The organism is Acidilobus saccharovorans 345-15 (genome assembly GCF_000144915.1).
GTDB lineage: Archaea > Thermoproteota > Thermoprotei_A > Sulfolobales > Acidilobaceae > Acidilobus > Acidilobus saccharovorans.
Window position 1 is genome coordinate 837,873 of sequence record NC_014374.1, and the last position, 17,942, is coordinate 855,814.

The 17,942-nt window shown below is 58.7% G+C and carries 19 protein-coding genes; 12 read left to right on the top strand and 7 right to left on the bottom strand.

What is annotated here, in order from left to right; genetic code table 11:
• Window positions 1-42: 42 nt before the first annotated feature.
• Window positions 43-2,982, top strand: a complete 2,940-nt coding sequence (locus ASAC_RS04130; protein WP_013266743.1) for an alpha-amylase — start codon at window positions 43-45, stop codon at window positions 2,980-2,982.
• Between the two features lie 133 nt (window positions 2,983-3,115).
• Entirely contained in the window at window positions 3,116-3,928 is an 813-nt protein-coding gene (locus ASAC_RS04135) for an SAM hydrolase/SAM-dependent halogenase family protein (RefSeq protein WP_013266744.1), read from the top strand.
• On the opposite strand, the gene ASAC_RS04140 is transcribed toward ASAC_RS04135, so the two are convergent.
• Together ASAC_RS04140 and ASAC_RS04145 are read right to left on the bottom strand one after the other, a co-directional pair.
• Window positions 3,925-5,004 carry an NAD(P)/FAD-dependent oxidoreductase gene (locus tag ASAC_RS04140; protein ID WP_158303789.1) on the bottom strand — a complete coding sequence of 360 codons (1,080 nt, stop codon included), beginning with the start codon at window positions 5,002-5,004 and terminating at the stop codon, window positions 3,925-3,927. The two genes, ASAC_RS04135 and ASAC_RS04140, sit on opposite strands and share 4 nt — an antisense overlap.
• A gap of 107 nt (window positions 5,005-5,111) precedes the next feature.
• Window positions 5,112-6,329, bottom strand: coding sequence for a pyridoxal phosphate-dependent aminotransferase (locus ASAC_RS04145; protein WP_013266746.1), 1,218 nt, complete (start codon window positions 6,327-6,329; stop codon window positions 5,112-5,114).
• Window positions 6,330-6,475: 146 nt separating this feature from the next.
• Here ASAC_RS04145 and ASAC_RS04150 point away from each other — a divergent pair, with 146 nt between their 5' ends.
• A complete protein-coding gene (locus ASAC_RS04150; protein WP_013266747.1) occupies window positions 6,476-7,051 on the top strand; it encodes a hypothetical protein in 576 nt (191 codons plus the stop codon).
• Window positions 7,052-7,314: 263 nt separating this feature from the next.
• Here ASAC_RS04150 and cutA read toward each other — a convergent pair whose 3' ends face one another.
• Both cutA and ASAC_RS04160 read right to left on the bottom strand, forming a co-directional pair.
• A complete protein-coding gene (gene cutA / locus ASAC_RS04155) occupies window positions 7,315-7,650 on the bottom strand; it encodes a divalent-cation tolerance protein CutA (protein WP_013266748.1) in 336 nt (111 codons plus the stop codon).
• A 3-nt stretch (window positions 7,651-7,653) separates the two neighbouring features.
• On the bottom strand, window positions 7,654-7,974 hold the full coding sequence (locus tag ASAC_RS04160) for a hypothetical protein (RefSeq protein ID WP_013266749.1): 321 nt from the start codon (window positions 7,972-7,974) through the stop codon (window positions 7,654-7,656).
• A 158-nt stretch (window positions 7,975-8,132) separates the two neighbouring features.
• On the opposite strand from ASAC_RS04160, the gene eno reads away from it, so the two are divergent.
• From eno to ASAC_RS04205, 9 genes are all read left to right on the top strand, one after another.
• Window positions 8,133-9,431 carry a phosphopyruvate hydratase gene (eno, locus tag ASAC_RS04165; protein WP_013266750.1) on the top strand — a complete coding sequence of 433 codons (1,299 nt, stop codon included), beginning with the start codon at window positions 8,133-8,135 and terminating at the stop codon, window positions 9,429-9,431.
• A 53-nt stretch (window positions 9,432-9,484) separates the two neighbouring features.
• A complete protein-coding gene (locus ASAC_RS04170) occupies window positions 9,485-10,729 on the top strand; it encodes an adenosylhomocysteinase (protein ID WP_013266751.1) in 1,245 nt (414 codons plus the stop codon).
• Window positions 10,726-11,856, top strand: a complete 1,131-nt coding sequence (locus ASAC_RS04175; protein ID WP_013266752.1) for a site-2 protease family protein — start codon at window positions 10,726-10,728, stop codon at window positions 11,854-11,856. The genes ASAC_RS04170 and ASAC_RS04175 overlap by 4 nt, the downstream gene beginning before the upstream one ends.
• 54 nt (window positions 11,857-11,910) lie before the next feature.
• Window positions 11,911-12,414 carry a metallophosphoesterase gene (locus tag ASAC_RS04180; protein ID WP_158303790.1) on the top strand — a complete coding sequence of 168 codons (504 nt, stop codon included), beginning with the start codon at window positions 11,911-11,913 and terminating at the stop codon, window positions 12,412-12,414.
• On the top strand, window positions 12,415-12,798 hold the full coding sequence (locus tag ASAC_RS04185; protein WP_013266754.1) for a M67 family metallopeptidase: 384 nt from the start codon (window positions 12,415-12,417) through the stop codon (window positions 12,796-12,798).
• A gap of 60 nt (window positions 12,799-12,858) precedes the next feature.
• Entirely contained in the window at window positions 12,859-13,605 is a 747-nt protein-coding gene (locus tag ASAC_RS04190) for a substrate-binding domain-containing protein (RefSeq protein WP_013266755.1), read from the top strand.
• A gap of 74 nt (window positions 13,606-13,679) precedes the next feature.
• The gene (locus ASAC_RS04195; RefSeq protein ID WP_013266756.1) at window positions 13,680-13,904 is read left to right on the top strand and encodes a CDGSH iron-sulfur domain-containing protein; all 225 of its coding nucleotides are present in this window, start codon (window positions 13,680-13,682) and stop codon (window positions 13,902-13,904) included.
• A 109-nt stretch (window positions 13,905-14,013) separates the two neighbouring features.
• Window positions 14,014-14,280: a hypothetical protein gene (locus tag ASAC_RS04200; protein WP_148217140.1), complete on the top strand. Its 267-nt coding sequence runs from the start codon at window positions 14,014-14,016 to the stop codon at window positions 14,278-14,280.
• Between the two features lie 74 nt (window positions 14,281-14,354).
• On the top strand, window positions 14,355-15,146 hold the full coding sequence (locus ASAC_RS04205; RefSeq protein WP_013266758.1) for an SDR family oxidoreductase: 792 nt from the start codon (window positions 14,355-14,357) through the stop codon (window positions 15,144-15,146).
• On the opposite strand, the gene ASAC_RS04210 is transcribed toward ASAC_RS04205, so the two are convergent.
• From ASAC_RS04210 to ASAC_RS04220, 3 genes are all read right to left on the bottom strand, one after another.
• Window positions 15,143-15,685, bottom strand: coding sequence for a hypothetical protein (locus ASAC_RS04210; protein WP_013266759.1), 543 nt, complete (start codon window positions 15,683-15,685; stop codon window positions 15,143-15,145). The genes ASAC_RS04205 and ASAC_RS04210 overlap by 4 nt on opposite strands.
• 67 nt (window positions 15,686-15,752) lie before the next feature.
• Window positions 15,753-16,310 (bottom strand): hypothetical protein, encoded by a 558-nt coding sequence (locus ASAC_RS04215; RefSeq protein WP_013266760.1) that lies wholly within the window; start codon window positions 16,308-16,310, stop codon window positions 15,753-15,755.
• A 54-nt stretch (window positions 16,311-16,364) separates the two neighbouring features.
• Window positions 16,365-17,927, bottom strand: a complete 1,563-nt coding sequence (locus tag ASAC_RS04220; RefSeq protein WP_013266761.1) for a bifunctional ADP-dependent NAD(P)H-hydrate dehydratase/NAD(P)H-hydrate epimerase — start codon at window positions 17,925-17,927, stop codon at window positions 16,365-16,367.
• Window positions 17,928-17,942 lie beyond the last annotated feature (15 nt).

Below are 17,942 nucleotides of genomic sequence, written 5' to 3' on the forward strand. Positions count from 1 at the left end.
AAGTTAAAAACAAGATAGCTTACGACTACGGCGGTGTAAGTTATGGAAGCCCTTAGGAAAGTCCTTGCGGCTTTCACGCTAGCCCTAGTGGTAGCCGCCCTAGTAGCTCCCTTCACGTCGCTGGGACCCCGCGTCTCCCTGGCTCAAAGTGACGAAGTTTACTCTAACTTCACGGTGACGCCCACTGGCTACCTTACCGTTTACCTCTACGGAGTGCCCCCCTCATCTAAGGTGCTGCTCTGGTGGGGCGTAGAGCCGTACCCGCAGGGGCCGTGGAGTACGGTCAACGGCACCCCGGGGAACATGGAGACCCCAATGACTTACAACAGCTCGATAGGGGCCTTCCAGGCCACCGTGGGGCCGTTCAAGAATGGCACGTGGATAGGCTACGTCTTCAACGTGAACGGGAGCACCTGGCTAAACTACGACAACCACCCGTTCTGGAACTGGAACGTCATAATTAACCCGCCAGCTAACATAATAGGCTTCACCAGGGCCTGGGTGCTGCCGAACGGCTCCATAGTTATAACTACCATAGGAAGGCCGCCGGATACCCTGCTGCTGTGGTGGGGCCTCACAACCGGCCCGCAGACGGGCCTGCCCTGGTACAACACGGTTGGCAAGCCAGGAAATAACGTGAGCGTCATGCACTACAACCCTCTCTGGGGCAACTACACCGTGATGATAGGCCCCTTTGAGCCCGGCCAGTGGGTTCAGTGGGTCTATCATGACAACACCACTGGGGCCTGGATACACAACAGCAACGTGAGCTCCAGCGCGAACTTCGCAATACAGGACGTCTACACCCCTGTGCACGTCGTTGCCGCCTACTATAACGAGTACGTCTACCTTGTCGGGGAGCAGGCCAAGGTCAACGTTACAGTGCAGAACGAGGGCCCGGCCGCAAGCTACGACGTGGCCCTTGTCGTGGGAACTAAGGCAGTCTTCAACTCGACAGTTACAATACCGTCGGGAACAACTAACCTGACGTTCAGCTTCCCCATCAACTACCCGCAGGGCATCTATAACGTGTACTTCCTGGTAGGCACCTCAGGCCTGTGGCAGAACACGTCTCTGCCGCAGCTCTACGTGCTTAACACCACCGGCAAGAAGCCCATAAGCGTCGTGATAGTGTGGAACATGCACCAGCCTCTCTACATAGAGCCCAACGGCACCTGGGGCCAGCCGTGGGTTCAAATTCACACGGGCCAGGATATGGACTGGAACGGGCAGCTCGTGGGAGCCTACGAGCTGCAGGCGATGCTGCTCAACGAGTTCCCCAACCTAAACGTAACCATAGACTTCACGCCAGTGCTCCTCTACCAGTGGGAGGCCTTCCTGCACCAGTCGAGCCCCACCTTCACGACATCCGGCGTCAACGTAACCCATGACATTAACGCCACCGAGTACACGCTGAGCCTCTACAGAAAGCTAGTCAAGGAGGGCAGGCTCCAGGTGCTCACGGTGCCCTTCTACCACCCGCTCATGGCAATAGAATATGATAACGGCTGGTCCTCCGACCTGCTGGCACAGATACTCATGGGCAAGAACATGACCGAGTACGTCTTCGGTGTCGTGCCCAACGGCGCCTGGACCCCAGAGATGGCCTTCAACATGGGCCTGGTCTGGCTCTACAATGAGACGGGCATTAACGCCACCGTGCTGGACTACCAGGCCTTCGTTCAGATGGCGCCCGACCTAACGGTCGTGTCAGGAAGCCTTAACAACGGCCCCTACGGAGTCTACGTAGTTCAGAACTCCCTGGGCCAGAGGATCTACGTGCTGTTCAGGGACACTAACCTCTCTAACGAGTTCGCGTTCCTCTTCTTCCACCAGTCGCCGCAGCTGACGGAGCAGGAGCTGCTCCAGTACCTGGCCAAGGTCTACATGGAGCACCCAGGAGGTGTCGTAGTGGTTGCCCTTGACGGCGAGAACCCGATAATATTCAACCCGATGCCGCTCTCCGGCGAGGACCTCTATGCCATATATCAGGCCCTCTCAAACGCCGAGGGCCAGGGATGGCTTGTCACCCAGACAGTTGACCAGGCCATAGCAACCCACGGCGTGTCAGCCGTGCTGACAAACCTGCCGGAGGAGAGCTGGGCCCTCAGCCTCAACAACTGGAACAACGGCTACATAGGCAAGGTGCTCATCTGGAGGAATGTGACTGAGGCCAGGGAGTACCTGGTGGCATTCTCAAACGTGCTCGGCATGCCCACGTCGCCCCTGGTGCCGCTCTCCTTTGCCCACGCGCCGAACGCCAGCACAGCGGCCTTCGAGGCCATGACCCATATGCCCGCCTATGTAAACGTCTCTGGCTACACTGAGGCCAACCCGCTTTACATGTACTATTCGCTGTGGAACTACCTCTACGTCAGCGAGGGCAGCGACTGGACGTGGCAGGCTGGGCCGCCCAACTATGGGCCGCAGTGGTTCTCCGTGCAGCCCATAATATATGACAGTGCCATAGTAAACTACGTCAAGTCCCAGCTCTCTGAGATAACTCCAAGCGGCGCCATACCGCTGCCTGGGCTGAAGGGAGTGACCGTGTTCATAAACGACAGCCTCGGCGCGCCGCTGCCTATAGCGTCCCACGTGATAGTTGTCGTGAGCAACGGCACCGCCAACGCGAGCGCTGAGGTAACGTTGTACCCTGGCGTTGACATAGCAATAGTTAAGGGCGTCTACTTCAGGCCCTCGTCGCCAGTCTCAGTCTATATCTACGCCCCGCTGAACGCATCGCAGCTGGGCTCCTACATAGTGCCCTTCAGCAAGTATGGGCTCCTGATCTCCAGCGGCACCTTCGGGCTCGGCAACGTAACGTTCAACGTTAACGCGGTGCACATAGCTAACGTGAACACCACGGCGCCTGAGACCACCCATCAGACACCGCAGCCCAGCGACTACAGCGTCTGGGTAGTCGTTACGTTGGTTATAGTCGCAGTTATAATAGCGGTCATAGCTGGATACCTTAGGCTCTAAGCTTGGCTAAAGCTCTGACCCCTTTAATCATTCTTCTTTTTCTCCCCTTTTCCCTGATTAAGCTCAGGACTCCGCTGGGCCACAAAACGCGTTTATTGTTAATTGGCCGCTGAAGAATTCCTAGGCGGGGACCTTGTCCGGGTTTGTAGGGCTAATAACTGACTTCGGGGATTCCGTCTATGACGGCATTGTGGAATCCGTCATAAAGTACGTGGATCCCTCCATAAACGTGATAAGAATTGATAACGAGGTTCCGCACTTCTCCGTGCTCGCTGGGAGCTACATAACGTACTCCTCATACAGGTGGCTGCCGCCGGGCTCCGTAATAATGATAGTAGTTGACCCCGGAGTTGGGACCAGCAGGAGGGCAGTAGTCATAAGAACCAACAACTACTACTTTGTAGCACCCGACAACGGAGTGGCCTATGAGGCCGCCGCAGAGGACGGCATAAGGGAGGCCTATGCAATAAACTACTCCAGGGTCCGCTCGCTGGCCGGCGTCAAGGCATTCAACTCCTGGCCGCTCTCATACACGTTCCACGGCAGGGACGTCTTCGCTCCAGCGGCGGCCCTCATAGCCAAGGGGGTCCCACCGTCCCAGTTCGCCACCCCTATACCAGCTGGCTCCCTGGTGTCGCTTCGCCTCAGGTACAGCTTCCGTTCAGAGGGCGTCACGCGCACGAGGGTGGTCTACATAGACAAGTTCGGCAACGTCGCCCTAGGGCTCACGACAAGGGAGTACAGGCTGCCGCGCGGCAGGCTAGTGGTAAACGTCAAGGGCACCCAGCACCTGTTCACCACTGGCAGGACCTTCGCTGACGTCAGGCCTGGGGACGCCATAGCTTACATAAACAGCTTCGGGTTCGTGGAGCTCGCGATAAACCAGGGCAGCGCTGCCTCGAAGCTTAACGTTAACGTAGGTGATGAGGTGTCGCTGATACCTTAGCACTCGCAGAGCCTGTCAAAGGGCTCCCTGGGGCCGTTGAGCCTTCCATATAAGAGCCTTCTAGGCGAGAGCCTGCCGTCCTCTTTGCTGACTCCCTCGGCGACGTCCACTACTAGCCTTGCTAGGCCTGGTGAAAGCGTGAGTCCGGCTCCGTCGAGGCCAGTGAGTATATAATAGCCGTTGAGCTCGCCGACCACAGGCATGCCGTCTGAGGCTGATATGCACGGCGCTGCCCACGATGAGACGGGGTAGAAGTTCTCGGCGTCAGGCAGCCTGGCGGCCACAAGCTCCAGCACCTCATACGCCTCGCCCTGGGATAGCCTGAAGCCATCCTCAGGCCTCACCAGCTGGGAGTCCCCACCCCCAACTATGGCCTGGCCCTCAGCCTCAGGCACCACATAGAAGCCATTTATGTCGTCTTCAACTATCACGTTAGGCGTCTGACCCCGCACGCTGTGGGCAGAGCACCTGTATATAGTGAAGTTGTCCCTTAAGCCGACGAGCTCTGGCGTCCAGGGCCCCGCCGCTATGAACTTCAGGTCCGCCTCCACTTCAAGGCCATTATAGAAGAGCCTGTCACCTTTTCGGATTACGGGACCCTCCTTCAAGGTGAAGCTCGCGTCGGCCAAAGCCTTGGTCAGGTGACCTAGGGCGTCGCCCGGACTTACTACCCCCTGCACCATAATGGAAACGGGCAAATCGTCGTCGCCAGCGAGCTTCAGGTTTAGCCCTCTTAACTCCTCGAGCCTCAGCACGTCAGCGTCTATGCCCTCGAGCCTCAGGGTGGAGATTACGTCCTTAATGCAGTGAAGTTCCTCAGGCCTTGGTATCCATAAGGTTTTTGTCATCCTCTCCACTCCGAGCTCTGCATAAGCCTTCACGCCCTCTATGGCATATCCAAGTAATGACCTAGGAAGCTGTAACGATATTATGCCCGCGGCCCTTGATGAGGCCCCATAGCCGACGGAGTTCGCCTCATAGAGGGTCACGTCATAGCCTCTTCGAACAAGTTCATAAGATATCCAGAGGCCTGAGAGGCCGCCGCCTACGACTGCGGCCCTTCCTCGTCTATGCAACATCGCACCTGTACGTTGACGGTAGTCCTGGAGGGTTATTAGCATTAGCATGTAGCTGCCGTGTCCAAAAGAAGGGATTGACTTAGAGGTTACAGATGGCGGCGCGGTTACCTCCTCATGGCCTCCGCGGCGAACTCGGCTATCCTCTTGACGCCTTCAACTATGTTATCCATGGACGTGGCGAAGCTGAACCTCACGAAGTCCCTGCCCAGCCTGTCAGGGAACGTGGTGCCGGGCAGCACTAGGACTCCCTTCTCGTAAAGAAGCCTGTTGACCAGCTTGTCCACGCTGTCAAGCCCTAGGGCCTTCATGAGCTGCGAGACCCTCGGGAACATGTAGAAGGCGCCCTGCGGCTTGTAGGACTCGAAGCCAGGGACCTCCTTCAGCAGGTTGTAGAGCGCGTCCCTCCTCTTCCTGAACTCGTCTATCATGTTCCTCACGGGCGTCCAGTCGCCCCTGAGCGCGGCCACGCCGGCCTTCTGAGCTATGCTGGTTGCACAGCTGTATATTGAAACTGCCAAGTCAAGCATCCTGCTTATGACCTCGCGCCTTGCAACGAGGTAGCCCAGCCTCCAGCCAGTCATCGAGAAGGTCTTGGAGAAGCCGTTTATGTAGAGGAGGTTGTCCCTCCAGCCCGAGTGACTTATTGTGCTGCCGAACTCCCCCTCATATATGAAGTTATCATAGATCTCATCAGCGACCACTATAACGTTCTTCTTCGCCGCCACCTCCATTAGCTCCTCTACCTGCCTGGGGCCTATTACCACGCCAGTCGGGTTGTTGGGGTTGTTGAGGAAGAGCAACCTGGTCCTGTCAGTTATGGCCTCCTCAACTTTCCCTATGTCGAGGCTGAACCCCTTGCCCGGCTCGAAGTCCATGCTCACAAACCTTGGCCTAGCGCCGAAGAACTTCGTGACCTGGGCATAAGCGTAGTAGCTGGGCTCTATTATTAACGCTTCGTCCCCGGGCCTCAGGTAGGCCGCCCCTGCCATGAAGAGGGCGGTCTTGGTGCCCGTGGTAACTATTATCTCGTTTGGCTTGACGTCGGACTTATACCTGCTGTTGAGGTAGTCGGCTATGGCCTCCCTCAGCTCCGGTATGCCGGCCGTCTCCGTGTAGCCCGTGAAGCCCTGGTCAAGGGCGTCCTTGGCCGCCTCCCTTATGTGCTTGGGCGTCGGAAAGTCAGGCTGCCCTATGCCAAAGCTGATAACCTTAATTCCCTTGGACTCAAGCTCCCTTATAATCGGGAGGTAGCTGAAGGCGCTCTCTCCCTGTATTAAAAACATCTCCTGCTTGAGCCCCAGCGTCGGAGGCTCATTCGACAATTTTCAGGCACCAAAGTTAACTTGTACTGTCAGAAATTATAAGGATTTGAGATACAGATAGGGACATCTGAAGTATTTAATCTATAAGAGAACCCGCTACTACGTATTAAATACGCTTTGGAGAGGACAACTAGAGGGGGAGCCTATTGGCAAAGCTGCAAGTTAGGTGGTTCAAAAGGAGGACGCTGACAATAGGCCCAGTGGAGCTTGAGGTGATGAACCCAGTCGCCGATGACACAATAGAGGTCAGCGGCAACGTCCTGGACTCGATGCTTACTGAGGCCGACAAGTTAATGAGGAACAGGAAGGGGGACTTCGTCATAATCGTTGGTGAGACGCCCGAGACCAAGTACGTCATTGGCGAGGGGGTCAGGGACAGAGCGGGAACCAGGCAGCTGAGCGCCCTGCCCAGGAGGCTCCTGAAGCTCGCGGTTATAAGGCTAGGCTCCCTCTCCTCAGTTCAAACAGAGGGCATGGCAAAGTTCTCCCTGAGCTCGCTGGAGTGGTACGACGCCCCGCCAGACACCTACATATTCGACGGGCCGCTCAAGGCAGAGGACGACGTTGAGTACGTCGTGCTCCAGCTGGAGGACGGGATCAGGATTGTAAGGGCCCCGAGGCTCGCGAGGCTCCTGCTATCCTTGAGGCCTCCTGTCTCACAAGATCAAGGATCTCAGGGTGATGAGAGCGAAGAAGGTGAAGGTAGTAGCCCCGAGGAGTGAAGGATCCCCTCCTCTCATTGCAGAGGGCGCAGGTGAGAACCCCATCCTTAAGGCTCCTCAGCCTCATGCCGACAAGCTTTACAGCCTCGGCGTAGTGGCCTGAAAGGATTCCGAGCTCGGCGCTCTCGGGGCTCTCAAGGCCGCTGGCTATTTTGGCCACATGTTCAACTATAACGTATTCTAATAGCTCTGAGCTCCTCCTGGACAACTTGCCTCAAGGTAATATCACACTTTGACGGTTAAAAGCGAGGGGGAACATTGGGTCAAGCCTTAGCCTGCTGACCCCTGGGCGAAACTGAGCCTTCAAGCCAGGAGAGGTACTCCGGAAGCCCCCTCTCAACCCTGAGCGCCAGGACCTCAGGCACCTTATACGGGTGGACCCTCCTTATGAGCTCCTCAAGCCTGTCGTAGGCCTCCTCCGTGGTCTTTATTATAAGCAGGTCCTCCTCAGCCTCCTCTACCTTGCCCTCCCACCAGTAGGAGCTGTGGACCCCAGGTATCACGTTAACGCAGGCCGCTACCTTGCCGTCCAGCAGCTCCTTGGCTATCCTGGTGCCGTCGCCCTTGGGCGCCGTCACCAGGACCACGAGGGCCGCCAAGGCCTAGCCCTCTTCCTCGGGCGGCTCGTCGTTAAAGTTCTGTATGTCGCTTAGGTCGAGCGTTATGGTCTCTCCCTCCTCCTTTTCAGTGGTCTGCGGGACCCCGGCCCCCTCCTCCTCGCCGCTCTTGAACTTCTTTATCACGGCCTTCCAGGTGTGGCCGTTGGGGCACCTGAAGGCGCCCATAACTGTTATCGTCACCCTTCCCTCCCTGTCAGGTATTGGCGACACCAGCGTCCAAGTCCTCTCTGGGTCCGTGACTCTGACGCCGCACACGGGGCACGTGAACGGGTCCCCTGACTTACCCTTGGACTTCCTTGGCAAGCTTCCGCCCACTGGCCTCCTGACCCTTAGCGTTAAAATACCTAATAGGGTGCCTTGCGTCTGCAGCTTAATAAGAGGCCTCGGTCAAGGCCTGTGGCGGCGTAGGCGGAGCCCATCGCTTTTTACCTAGGGCCCTCACTGGCCACGCGGTGAGCTGAGTGGCCAGCGACGAGGACTTCATTATATCCTCGGTGCACGGCGTCCTAGCCCTCGACTCGAGGGGAAACCCCACGGTTAAGGTAATAGCTAAGACGAAGGCTGGGGTAGGCGTAGGCATAGCGCCCAGCGGGGCTAGCAAGAGCAGCAAGGAGGCCATAGAGAAGAGGGACGGCGGCAGGGGCTGGGGCGGCATGGGAGTTAACCAGGCGCTGTCAAACGTTAACACCATAGTCGCCCCCAGGCTCATAGGCCTCGACTCAAGGAAGCAGTCGCTTATAGACGGGGTCCTGATAGAGATAGACGGCACCCCTAACAAGTCAAGGCTCGGAGGTAACGTCACCACCGCGACCAGCATAGCGGTAGCTAAGGCGGCCGCGGCCTCCTCAGGGGTTGAGCTCTACGAGTACCTTGGAGGGCCAGGAGCTAAGGTGCTGCCGACCCCCCTCATGAACGTCATAAACGGGGGAGTGCACGCGGGCAACAACCTAGCCTTCCAGGAGTTCATAATAATACCTGCAGGCGCCCCCACGTTCACTGAAGCCATGAGGATGGCCGTTGAGGTCTACAAGTCCCTCAAGAGCTACCTAAGCGACAAGTATGGCAAGACGTCAACTAATGTGGGCGACGAGGGGGGCTACGCGCCGCCTATGAACGAGGTCAGGGAGCCCCTCGAGGCCCTGAGGGCGGCCATAAAGGCCGCAGGGTACGAGCTGGGCTCTGACTTCTTCCTGGGCATTGACGCGGCCTCCTCAGAGTTCTACGACCCTGAGAAGAAGGCCTACAGGGTTGACGGAAAGCTGTACGACCCTGGCTCGCTCCTCGACCTCTACGTTCAGCTTGTCGACGAGTTCAGCATAGCCTACCTCGAGGACCCCTTCCACGAGGAGGACCTGCAGCACTTCTCTGAGATAACTGCAAAGCTCGGCTCCAGGGTCCTCATAGTTGGCGATGACCTCTACGCTACTAACGTCAAGTACCTGCAGGAGGGCATCAAGGCCAGGGCGACCAACGGGGCCCTGGTCAAAGTAAACCAGGTGGGCACCCTCACGGAGACCCTGGACTACATAAGGGTCGCCAGGAACGCCGGCATAAGGCCCGTCATAAGCCACAGGAGCGGGGACACCGAGGACCCGTTCATAGCTGACCTCGCAGTTGCGGTCGGCGCCGGCGTGATAAAGACCGGCGCCCCGGCCAGGAGCGAGAGGCTGGCCAAGTACAACAGACTCCTTGAGATAGAGGACTCCCTGGGCCCGATGGCGACCTACGCAGGCAGGGAGCCCTTCATTACCAGGGCCTGAGGCCCACATCTGAGCTTATTTTTAGCGGCCCCTCCCTAGGCCGGGGAAGCCAAGTGGAGGTCAAGGTCAAGGACCCCTCGCTCGCCGGCGAGGGCAGGCTTAAGATAGAGTGGGCCGAGGCCCACATGCCCGTCCTTATGGAGCTCAGGCGCAGGTACCAGGACAAGAAGCCCCTGAGGGGCTACAGGATCTCAGCGGCCCTTCACGTCACCAAGGAGACGGCCGTGCTCATAAGGACCCTGAAGGCGTGGGGCGCCGAGGTATCCCTGGTGCCAAGCAACCCCCTCTCAACGCAGGACGACGTGGCCGCGGCCCTGGCCGATGAAGGCATAGCGGTGAGGGCCTGGAGGGGCATGAACGAGCAGGAGTACTTTGAGGCCATAAGGGAGGCCGCCAGGTCCTCCCCTGACGTAGTGGTAGATGACGGCGCTGACCTCCATGTGACCCTCCACGAGGAGATGCCCAGCGTGGCTAAGAACGTCATTGGGGGCAACGAGGAGACTACAACAGGGGTCATAAGGCTCAAGGCCCTGGAGGCCAGCGGGAGGCTCCTCTACCCCGTCATAGCAGTTAACAACGCGCTGACCAAGTACCTCTTCGACAACAGGTACGGCACCGGCCAGAGCGCGCTGGACGGCGTGCTCAGGGCCACTAACGTGCTCCTCGCGGGCAAGAGGCTTGTGGTAGCCGGCTACGGCTGGGTCGGAAGGGGCATAGCAATAAGGGCCAGAGGCATGGGGGCCAGGGTTATAGTCACCGAGGTTGACCCGATAAGGGCCCTTGAGGCGGTTATGGACGGCTTTGACGTGATGAGCATGGACGAGGCCGCGCCCCTGGGCGACATATTCATAACGGCCACGGGGGACAAGGACGTCATAAGGAAGGAGCACATGCTCAAGATGAAGGACGGGGCGATACTTGCTAACGCCGGCCACTTTAACGTTGAGGTGAGCGTGACGGACCTGGAGTCCATAGCAAAGTCCAAGAGGGAGATAAGGCCGAACACCGTGGAGTACGTGCTGCCCGACGGCAGGAGGCTCTACCTCCTGGCAGAGGGAAGGCTCGTCAACCTGGTCGCGGCTGAGGGACACCCAAGCGAGGTCATGGACATGAGCTTCGCTAACCAGGCCCTCTCGGTTCTATATCACATAAACAACAGGGGGAGGCTGCAGCCCAAGGTTTATGACGTGCCCCTTGAGCAGGACCAGGAGGTGGCCAGGCTGAAGCTAAGAACCATGGGCATAAATATAGATGAACTCACGCCGGAGCAGCAGGAGTACCTGAGGAGCTGGAAATGAATGGAGCCACTGCGGTCCTGGCGGCGGCCCTGTTTGTTGTGGCCTGGCTCCTGCTATACGTTAGCCTGAGGAACCGAAAGGTCGAAGGCCTCACGGTTTACCCCTTTATCCTGATTTACAGGCTGAGATACTCCAGGAGCCCCCTGAGGCCGGGGCTTGAGTCAAAGCTTGTAAAAGTTTACGGCGTTGCGGGCCTGGCGGCGACGGCTTTTGCCATGGGCTACTTCTACTTTGTCAGCGGCTCCCTGTTCCTTGAGAGGTACCTCGTCAGGGCCCCGCAGGCGAGCGCCGAGGGCTTCGTGCCCCTCATACCGGGGGTCACGGTAGGCCTCTATGAGTTCATGTTCATACTGATAGCCGTTGGCGTGGCTGTCCTAGTTCACGAGTTCTCCCACGCCATTGTCTCAAGGGCCGCTGGCGTGCCCGTGAAGGGGGCCGGCCTGCTGCTAATGGCCTTCGTGCCCGCGGCCTTTGTGGAGCCAGACGAGGGGTCCCTCAAGGCTGCCCCGCTAAGGTCAAAGGTAATGATATACGCGGCCGGCGTGGCCTCCAACGTTGCCCTGGGCTTCCTCTTCGCCTACATCATGTCATTACTTATACCGTCGCTGGCCTCCGGCATAACCATAGTGTCCGTGGAGGCGAACAGCCCAGCTTACGTCGCTGGCCTGCTGCCCGGCATGAAAATCATAGCAATAAACGGCGCGCCCGTGAGGACCGTCACCCAGGGGCTCCAGGAACTGATAAAGGCCGGCGCTGAGGGCGCGGCGCCTGCCAACGTCACCCTGACCGTGATATACAACGGACTTGAAAAGGCCGTGACAGTCGTCAAGCCTGCCGGGGTGGACCACATAGGCATAGAGGTTGTCCAGAGCTTCAGGCTCAACTGGCTCGTGGAGCTCCTCACGTCATTCTACGTTGTTAACATGGGCCTAGCGCTCATCAACGCCGCCCCCTTCGCCTTCCCGCTCCCAGGCTTCGGCGTGGAGAGCGACGGGGGGCAGATGCTCAGGGAGGTGCTGTCAAGGGCCGCGGGCAGGCTAGGCTACGCTATATCAGCTGGGGTTGAGATGGCAACCTTGCTCCTCATAATAAGCCTCCTGACGCTCGCGCCCGTCAGGCTCCCGTGAGTGCTAAGGAAAATAAGTTCCCCCAACCACGCCAGAGGGGGTAACGCCTTGTTAATGGCCGTCATAAGTGACTCGCATGACGATGTGGCCTCTATGAGGCTGGCGGCCGCTAAGGTGAAGTCCCTTGGGGTAAAGCTTATCATACACCTGGGCGACATAATATCGCCGTTCACGCTCAGGGAGCTCGGTCAATCTGGGGCGAGGGTGGAGGCCGTTTTTGGCAACAACGACGGCGAGTTTGAGATGTTAAGCGAGGTTGCCAGGTCGCTTGGAGGCAGGATAGGGAGGTGGCCAAGGGTCCTGGACATAGATGGAAGGAGGATCCTCGTAATGCACGGCCAGGGGCCTGCTGATAGCACCGTTGAGCTTGCCCACGCTCTTGCTGAGTCGGGCAGGTACAGCGGGGTCCTCTATGGGCACACCCACCAGCAGGAGCTCACCTATGAGAGGGGGGTGCTGATACTGAACCCAGGCCCGCTGGCTTCATTCCTTGGGGGACCGTACATGGCTTTGCTTGAGACGACCTCCATGGCGGCTAAGCTTGTGAGGCTGAGCTGATTGAGGAGCCTAGTTATCGGCAGGGGCCTCGCGGAGCACCTCAGGATGCTCTCCATGGGGAGGAGCGAGGAGACGGGGCTATGCCTTGGGATAGGCAACAGGGTGCTCGCGCTGGAGCCGGCCGAGAACGTGCTGAGGTCGCCGACTGAGTTCATGGCCAACCCGCTCGACATAGTTGCCGGCTATGCAGTAGCAGAGAACCTAGGAGTGGAGGTCGTAGCGCTTTACCACACGCATCCCGGCGGCCTCCCTGTGCCAAGCGATAAGGACGCCGAGGGCATGAGGCTCTGGCCGCTTCCATGGATAATAGCCTCGAGGAGCGGCCTAAGGGCGTGGGTTTTAAGCAATGACGCGCCTGAAGAGATAGCTATTGAAATTGTGTAGTCCGAGTATAAACGAAAGCCCTTTTGCGAAAGGGGGCCGCTGAGGCGCCTGTGACCGACCATGGAGGCCGTGGAGCTCACGCTGCCTCCCTATGACTCGCTCTCTGACATACATGGCTATACCGATGGCGTTCCCATGTCCTTCGCTGGCAACCAGTGGTTCCTAGTCGACAAGATCGTTGAGATCCTCCTGAGGAGCGGCATAAGGGCCTACATAGAGACCATACCTCCTGGAATAGTGAGGCAGAGGGCCCTCGGGGCGCCGCTTAAGGTGGGGACACTTACCTTCTCGGCCAGGCCCCAGGTGGTTTCCCTGCCGCCAGCGCTTCTGGAGGGCCTACAGCTTGAGGAAAGGTATGAGTACGTCGAGGACACTATAGTGCTGGCCTACAGGGGGTCAAGGCCTAACGTCAGCTCATGGTGCGACATCAGGGAGATCCCAAGGCTTGCTATACCAAACCCTGTGACCGAGGGCATAGGCGCCCAGGTAAGGGACGCCATACAGAGGTCCTGCGGAGGGTATGAGTCGCTGGCGTCCCGCTCCTTCATAACTAGGGTTCACCACAGGGAGATACCGCCCCTGCTCTACGGCAACGTGATAGACGCCGGCGTCATGTGGATCTCTGAGGCCAGGTACTGGGGCCTCAACTACGTGGTGCCGCAGCCTGAGCTCAGGGGGCGGCTGGCCTTCGCGCTCCTGAGCGGCGCCAGCGAGGACGCCAGGAGGGCCTACAGGGTCCTGGTGAACTCAAGGGATGAACTTAAGGCTGCCTATGAGGCCTACGGCTTCAAGTGGATAGGAAGTTGATAAAGCAACTCAGATGAGTTCTATATTAAAAAGTCTTTTTAACTAATAAGCTCTTCAATGGCCTGTGAGCGGAAATGGCAAGGATAGTGCTTCATGAGAGGAACCATCCTTATATCATAAAGTTAGATAACGGAAAGGAACTCCACATATGCGCCTGCGGCCTCTCCCAGAACAAGCCGTACTGCGACGGCCATCATAAGCTGACCCTGAACGAGGAGCCAGGTAAGATTTACGTCTATAAGCCTGACGGCACGAGGGTCGAGCTCATAAGCTACTACCCTGAGGGGCAGGGCAAGTAAATCAGGCCTGAATAATAACCCTCTTCTTTCTTCTTTTCTTTTGTTCTTAGGTATTATTTCCCCTGTTGGCGTTAATGGTCTCCATGCCTACTACCTCCTGGTGTCCCTGTTGGAGTGCCTGGACGTTCACGTGGAGAGGCTCCTTAAGGAGGAGATAGCTGAAGTCCTTGAGGAGATAGGAAGCGTTGACGCAAGGCTTGAGGAGCTCAGGGGGAGGAGCGACGACGACTCAAGGATAGAGTTTATAGTGATGAGCGCCTACAAGAGGCAACTCGTCGAGGACCTTGACCAGCTGCTGGGGTTCGCAAGCTATCATAACATGGACGTCATAGGTGACCTAGTTGCAAAGCCTCAGCAGGCCGCGGGCGTCACGTGAAGGCCCTCAGTGCTGCAGTGGGTCCTCATCAGTCAGCGGTTACATTACATCACCGGGCCTACGCATTTTAACTGGTGGTCTCAGCTTCCCCTAGGTGGCTAAGGCTGAGGGCCTTAATAACGGCCTCTAGCAGGGGCATAGGTTTTGGAGTCGCCAAGGTCATGCTTTCGAGGGGGCATGAGGTCACGATAAACGGCAGCTCCGAGGAGCACGTGAACAACGCCCTGAGGCAGCTGTCCCCCCTGGGCAGGGTGCACGGCGTTGTGGCCGACATGACCGCCCGCGAGGGCGTGGTGAAACTTGTCTCGGAGGCGGTTAAAGCAATGGGAGGGCTCGAGGGCCTCGTCTTCATAGCGCCGCCGCCGAAGCCAGGGAAGTTCGAGGAGCTGAGCCCTGCTGACTGGGAGCTCGGCGCCAGGCAGCTGATGCTGAGCGCGGTGTGGCTCGTGCAGGAGGCGCTGCCCTACCTTAAGGCCAGCAGGGGAAGCATAGTGATACTCTCAAGCTTTGCCATAAGGGAGCCCGTGGAGGTGCTGGCGCTGAGCAACGTGATAAGGATTTCCCTGGCCGGCCTGACCAGGACCCTGGCCAGGGAGCTGGGCAAGTACGGCATCAGGGTCAACATGGTGCTGCCCGGCAACATAGAGACTGACAGGTCGAGGCAGGTGATAGAGAGCAGGGCCAGGGCTAAGGGCATAAGCTACGAGGAGGAGCTCAAAATAGAAATGGCTGACGTCCCGCTAGGCAGGATAGGAAAGCCGGAGGAGGTCGGGGAGGTGGTGGAGTTCCTCCTGAGCGACAGGGCCAGCTACGTGAGCGGCGCTGCCATACCGGTTGACGGCGGGCTGCTGCACGGAGTCTTTTAGAGGGGCTCGAGGTACGCGCTGAGCCCTAGCCTGCTCAGGACTCTCCTGCTGACCCTTATTCTGGCCCTGTGACCTCCGCTTAACTTTATGAGGACCTCGTTCATAAGCCTACCCTTGACTACCTGGACAGACAGTATATGATATTGTTGAAGCCCACTGGGATTGCATGACTCCCTCAGCGCCCTGCTAAGTCTAAGCGAGCTGCCCAATAACAGCATGGAATCAAGGAAGGCCAAGGCGCCAGCTACTAGGCCGAGGACTATGACTAGGGAACCCCTCAGGTTAAGCGATGAGATGGCCAAGCTCAAACCAGTTAACACGGCGGCCGCGGCCTCCGCCAGGTAGACGCTCCTTCTCTTGCTCCGAGCGGCACCCATTACTAGATCCTCCCCGATGGGCCTCTCCGCCACAGACCCCGACAATATAGTGATAGCGCAGGAGTACTCCTCGTTGTCGGGTCCAGAGCACATGCCTGTGACTACCCATGCGCCGGCCCTGCACCTCTGAACGTATGACAGCCAGGCCTTATCCCTGTCCATCTCAAGGCCTAAAGCTAAGCGCGTGTTAAAAAGGATTGCACAAGGATGAGCGCTAACACGTAGGACTTCAATATGTGGGCGTTGGGCTCAGAACGCCCTGAGTCCTAAGCCGCTCAAGTTCCCTGTCGCTCAAGTAAAGCGTAGCCCTGACGCCGTTTGCCATTGTAACAACTACCTGCCTCGCGCCCCCAGGGCCCTCCCGCTCCTCGGCGGACGTTATGGTTACGAACTCCACGCCCTCCGCCTTGCAGAGCTCGTCCCTGCTAGTCATGACTGAAATTGAGGAAAACCTCCGTGCGGGTGAGGGCCTGGCCCTTAGGACCACCGCGATAACAACTATTGCCAGCGCCGCAGCAGCGAAGTAAAGTCCCTGGGAGGTCACTGCCTTCGTCTGGGAGAGGATAAGAGTGAGCAGGACGTCAAGTGCCACCCCAATGGCCGCGTAGAGCCACCTCCTGGCCGAGCCCTGCCCGTACGAAACTGCCTGGCCCATTGATGCCAGCGGCCTGACGCCGCCCTCGGCCCTCCTCAGGTACACCATGCAATGAGCAGGGCCCCTGTAGCCTTTGACGCCCTCGCACGTGCCAAAGCTGACGTAGATGCCGTTCCTGCACTCAATAAGCATACTAGTCAGCCGAGACCTTAGACGTCTGTCATTGTTTAAATTTTTGAGAAGGGCTCAGCCGCCGCCCGAGATGAGCGAGTAGGCCTCCCTTATGGCCGCCTGGACCTTGTTCAACACATCAATTGCCGTTATGTTATCCCCTTTCTCCTCGACCGCCAGCTCGCCCGCCCTGCCAGAGGTCCAAGCGGCCGCAGCAGCTATGTTGAGAGGCTCCAAGCTCTTTGAGAGGGCGGCCCTCCTGGCCAGGAAGCCCGCGGTTATCCCAGTGAGCACGTCCCCGGTGCCGCCTACTGCCATGGCTGGGTGGCCCGTCAGGTTGAACCTGCACCTGCCGTCGGGGCTGCATATTACGTCGCCCGGGGGCTTAGGCGCCTTAACTATCACGGTAGCGCCGTAGGTCTTGGCTATCTCTGCCGCGAGCTCCTGGGGTTCCCCGTCGTGGCCCGCGAGCATCCTGGCCTCGCCCCTGTGAGGCGTTAGCACGGCCTCTGGCCACAGCTTAGGCCTGAGCTCAGCGACAGCCTTGAGGGCGTCAGCGTCTATGACGGTTGGCTTGCCCCTTATGGCCTCGAGGAACTCCGCCACAGCCTGCTTGGTCTCCTCCGCGGTGCCGAGCCCTGGGCCTATTGCGACCGCGTTCACGTGCCTGGCCTCCTCGACCAGGTCCTTAACGTGTTCCCTAGTAATGATATCGCCCTTGAGCGGCACCGGTATTATGCCTGGGTTCGCCGTGGCGGCGGACCTCGCCACGTCCTCGGGCGCCGCCAGGAACGAGAGGTCTGCCCCGGCGTAGAGCGCTGCGGAGGCCATGTAGAACGGCGCCCCAAAGTAATGGTAGGAGCCGCCGACGCTCAGGACCTTGCCGTTGCCCCCCTTGTAGGCGTCCCTGGGCCTCCTTGGGATCCTGGCGGCGACGTCGCCAGGGCCGGCGTAAATGTAGGCGTCCCTCGGCATCCCTATGTCGGCCACCAGCACCTGACCCACGTAAGGCTTAGCCTCGTCGGCCAGAAGCCCTGGCTTAAGCGTGCCCATGGTCACAGTTATGTCCACCCTCGCGGTCCCCTCGACGGCCTTCCCAGTGTCAGGGTCGAGGCCAGTCGGTATGTCCACGGCAACCCTGAGGCCCTTGGACGCGTTGAAGGCTGCCAGGGCGCTGGCGACGGGCTCCCTCAGCTTGCCTCTCACGCCTATGCCCAGTATGCCGTCTATGAGCGCATCGGCCTCCTGGGGGCTGTAGTCCCTGGGGTCGTCAAGGTGTACCACCTTTACCGTCTTAAGCCTCTGGAGGTGCTGCAGGTTCAGCGCGGCGTCCCTGTGCTCCATGAGCTTTGGGTCGTATAGGAGGTAAACTGTGACGTCAGCCCCTCTCAGGGCCAGGTGCCTCGCCGCTACTATGGCGTCCCCGCCGTTGCCCCCCTTGCCAGCGTAAACTACGACCTTCCTGTTCCTCACGTCACCCAGGACACACTCGACGGCGTCTGCCACGGCCCTCCCAGCGTTCTCCATGAGGAGGAGCAGGGGGAGGCCGAGCCACACGGTGTTTGTTTCGTAGGCCCTGGTGTCCTCAGTGGTCCAAGTCTCTGGGTTCCTGATAAAACCGGGACACTCCAGCTCCAAGCCTGACCCCGTTGA

What these genes read in the sequence shown, in the direction of transcription:
- ASAC_RS04130 (WP_013266743.1), top strand. Translation starts at nt 43, where the DNA reads ATGGAAGCCCTTAGGAAAGTCCTTGCGGCTTTCACGCTAGCCCTAGTG.
- ASAC_RS04175 (WP_013266752.1), top strand. Translation starts at nt 10,726, where the DNA reads ATGAATGGAGCCACTGCGGTCCTGGCGGCGGCCCTGTTTGTTGTGGCC.
- ASAC_RS04180 (WP_158303790.1), top strand. Translation starts at nt 11,911, where the DNA reads ATGGCCGTCATAAGTGACTCGCATGACGATGTGGCCTCTATGAGGCTG.
- ASAC_RS04190 (WP_013266755.1), top strand. Translation starts at nt 12,859, where the DNA reads ATGGAGGCCGTGGAGCTCACGCTGCCTCCCTATGACTCGCTCTCTGAC.
- ASAC_RS04195 (WP_013266756.1), top strand. Translation starts at nt 13,680, where the DNA reads ATGGCAAGGATAGTGCTTCATGAGAGGAACCATCCTTATATCATAAAG.
- ASAC_RS04210 (WP_013266759.1), bottom strand. Translation starts at nt 15,685, where the DNA reads ATGGACAGGGATAAGGCCTGGCTGTCATACGTTCAGAGGTGCAGGGCC.
- ASAC_RS04215 (WP_013266760.1), bottom strand. Translation starts at nt 16,310, where the DNA reads ATGCTTATTGAGTGCAGGAACGGCATCTACGTCAGCTTTGGCACGTGC.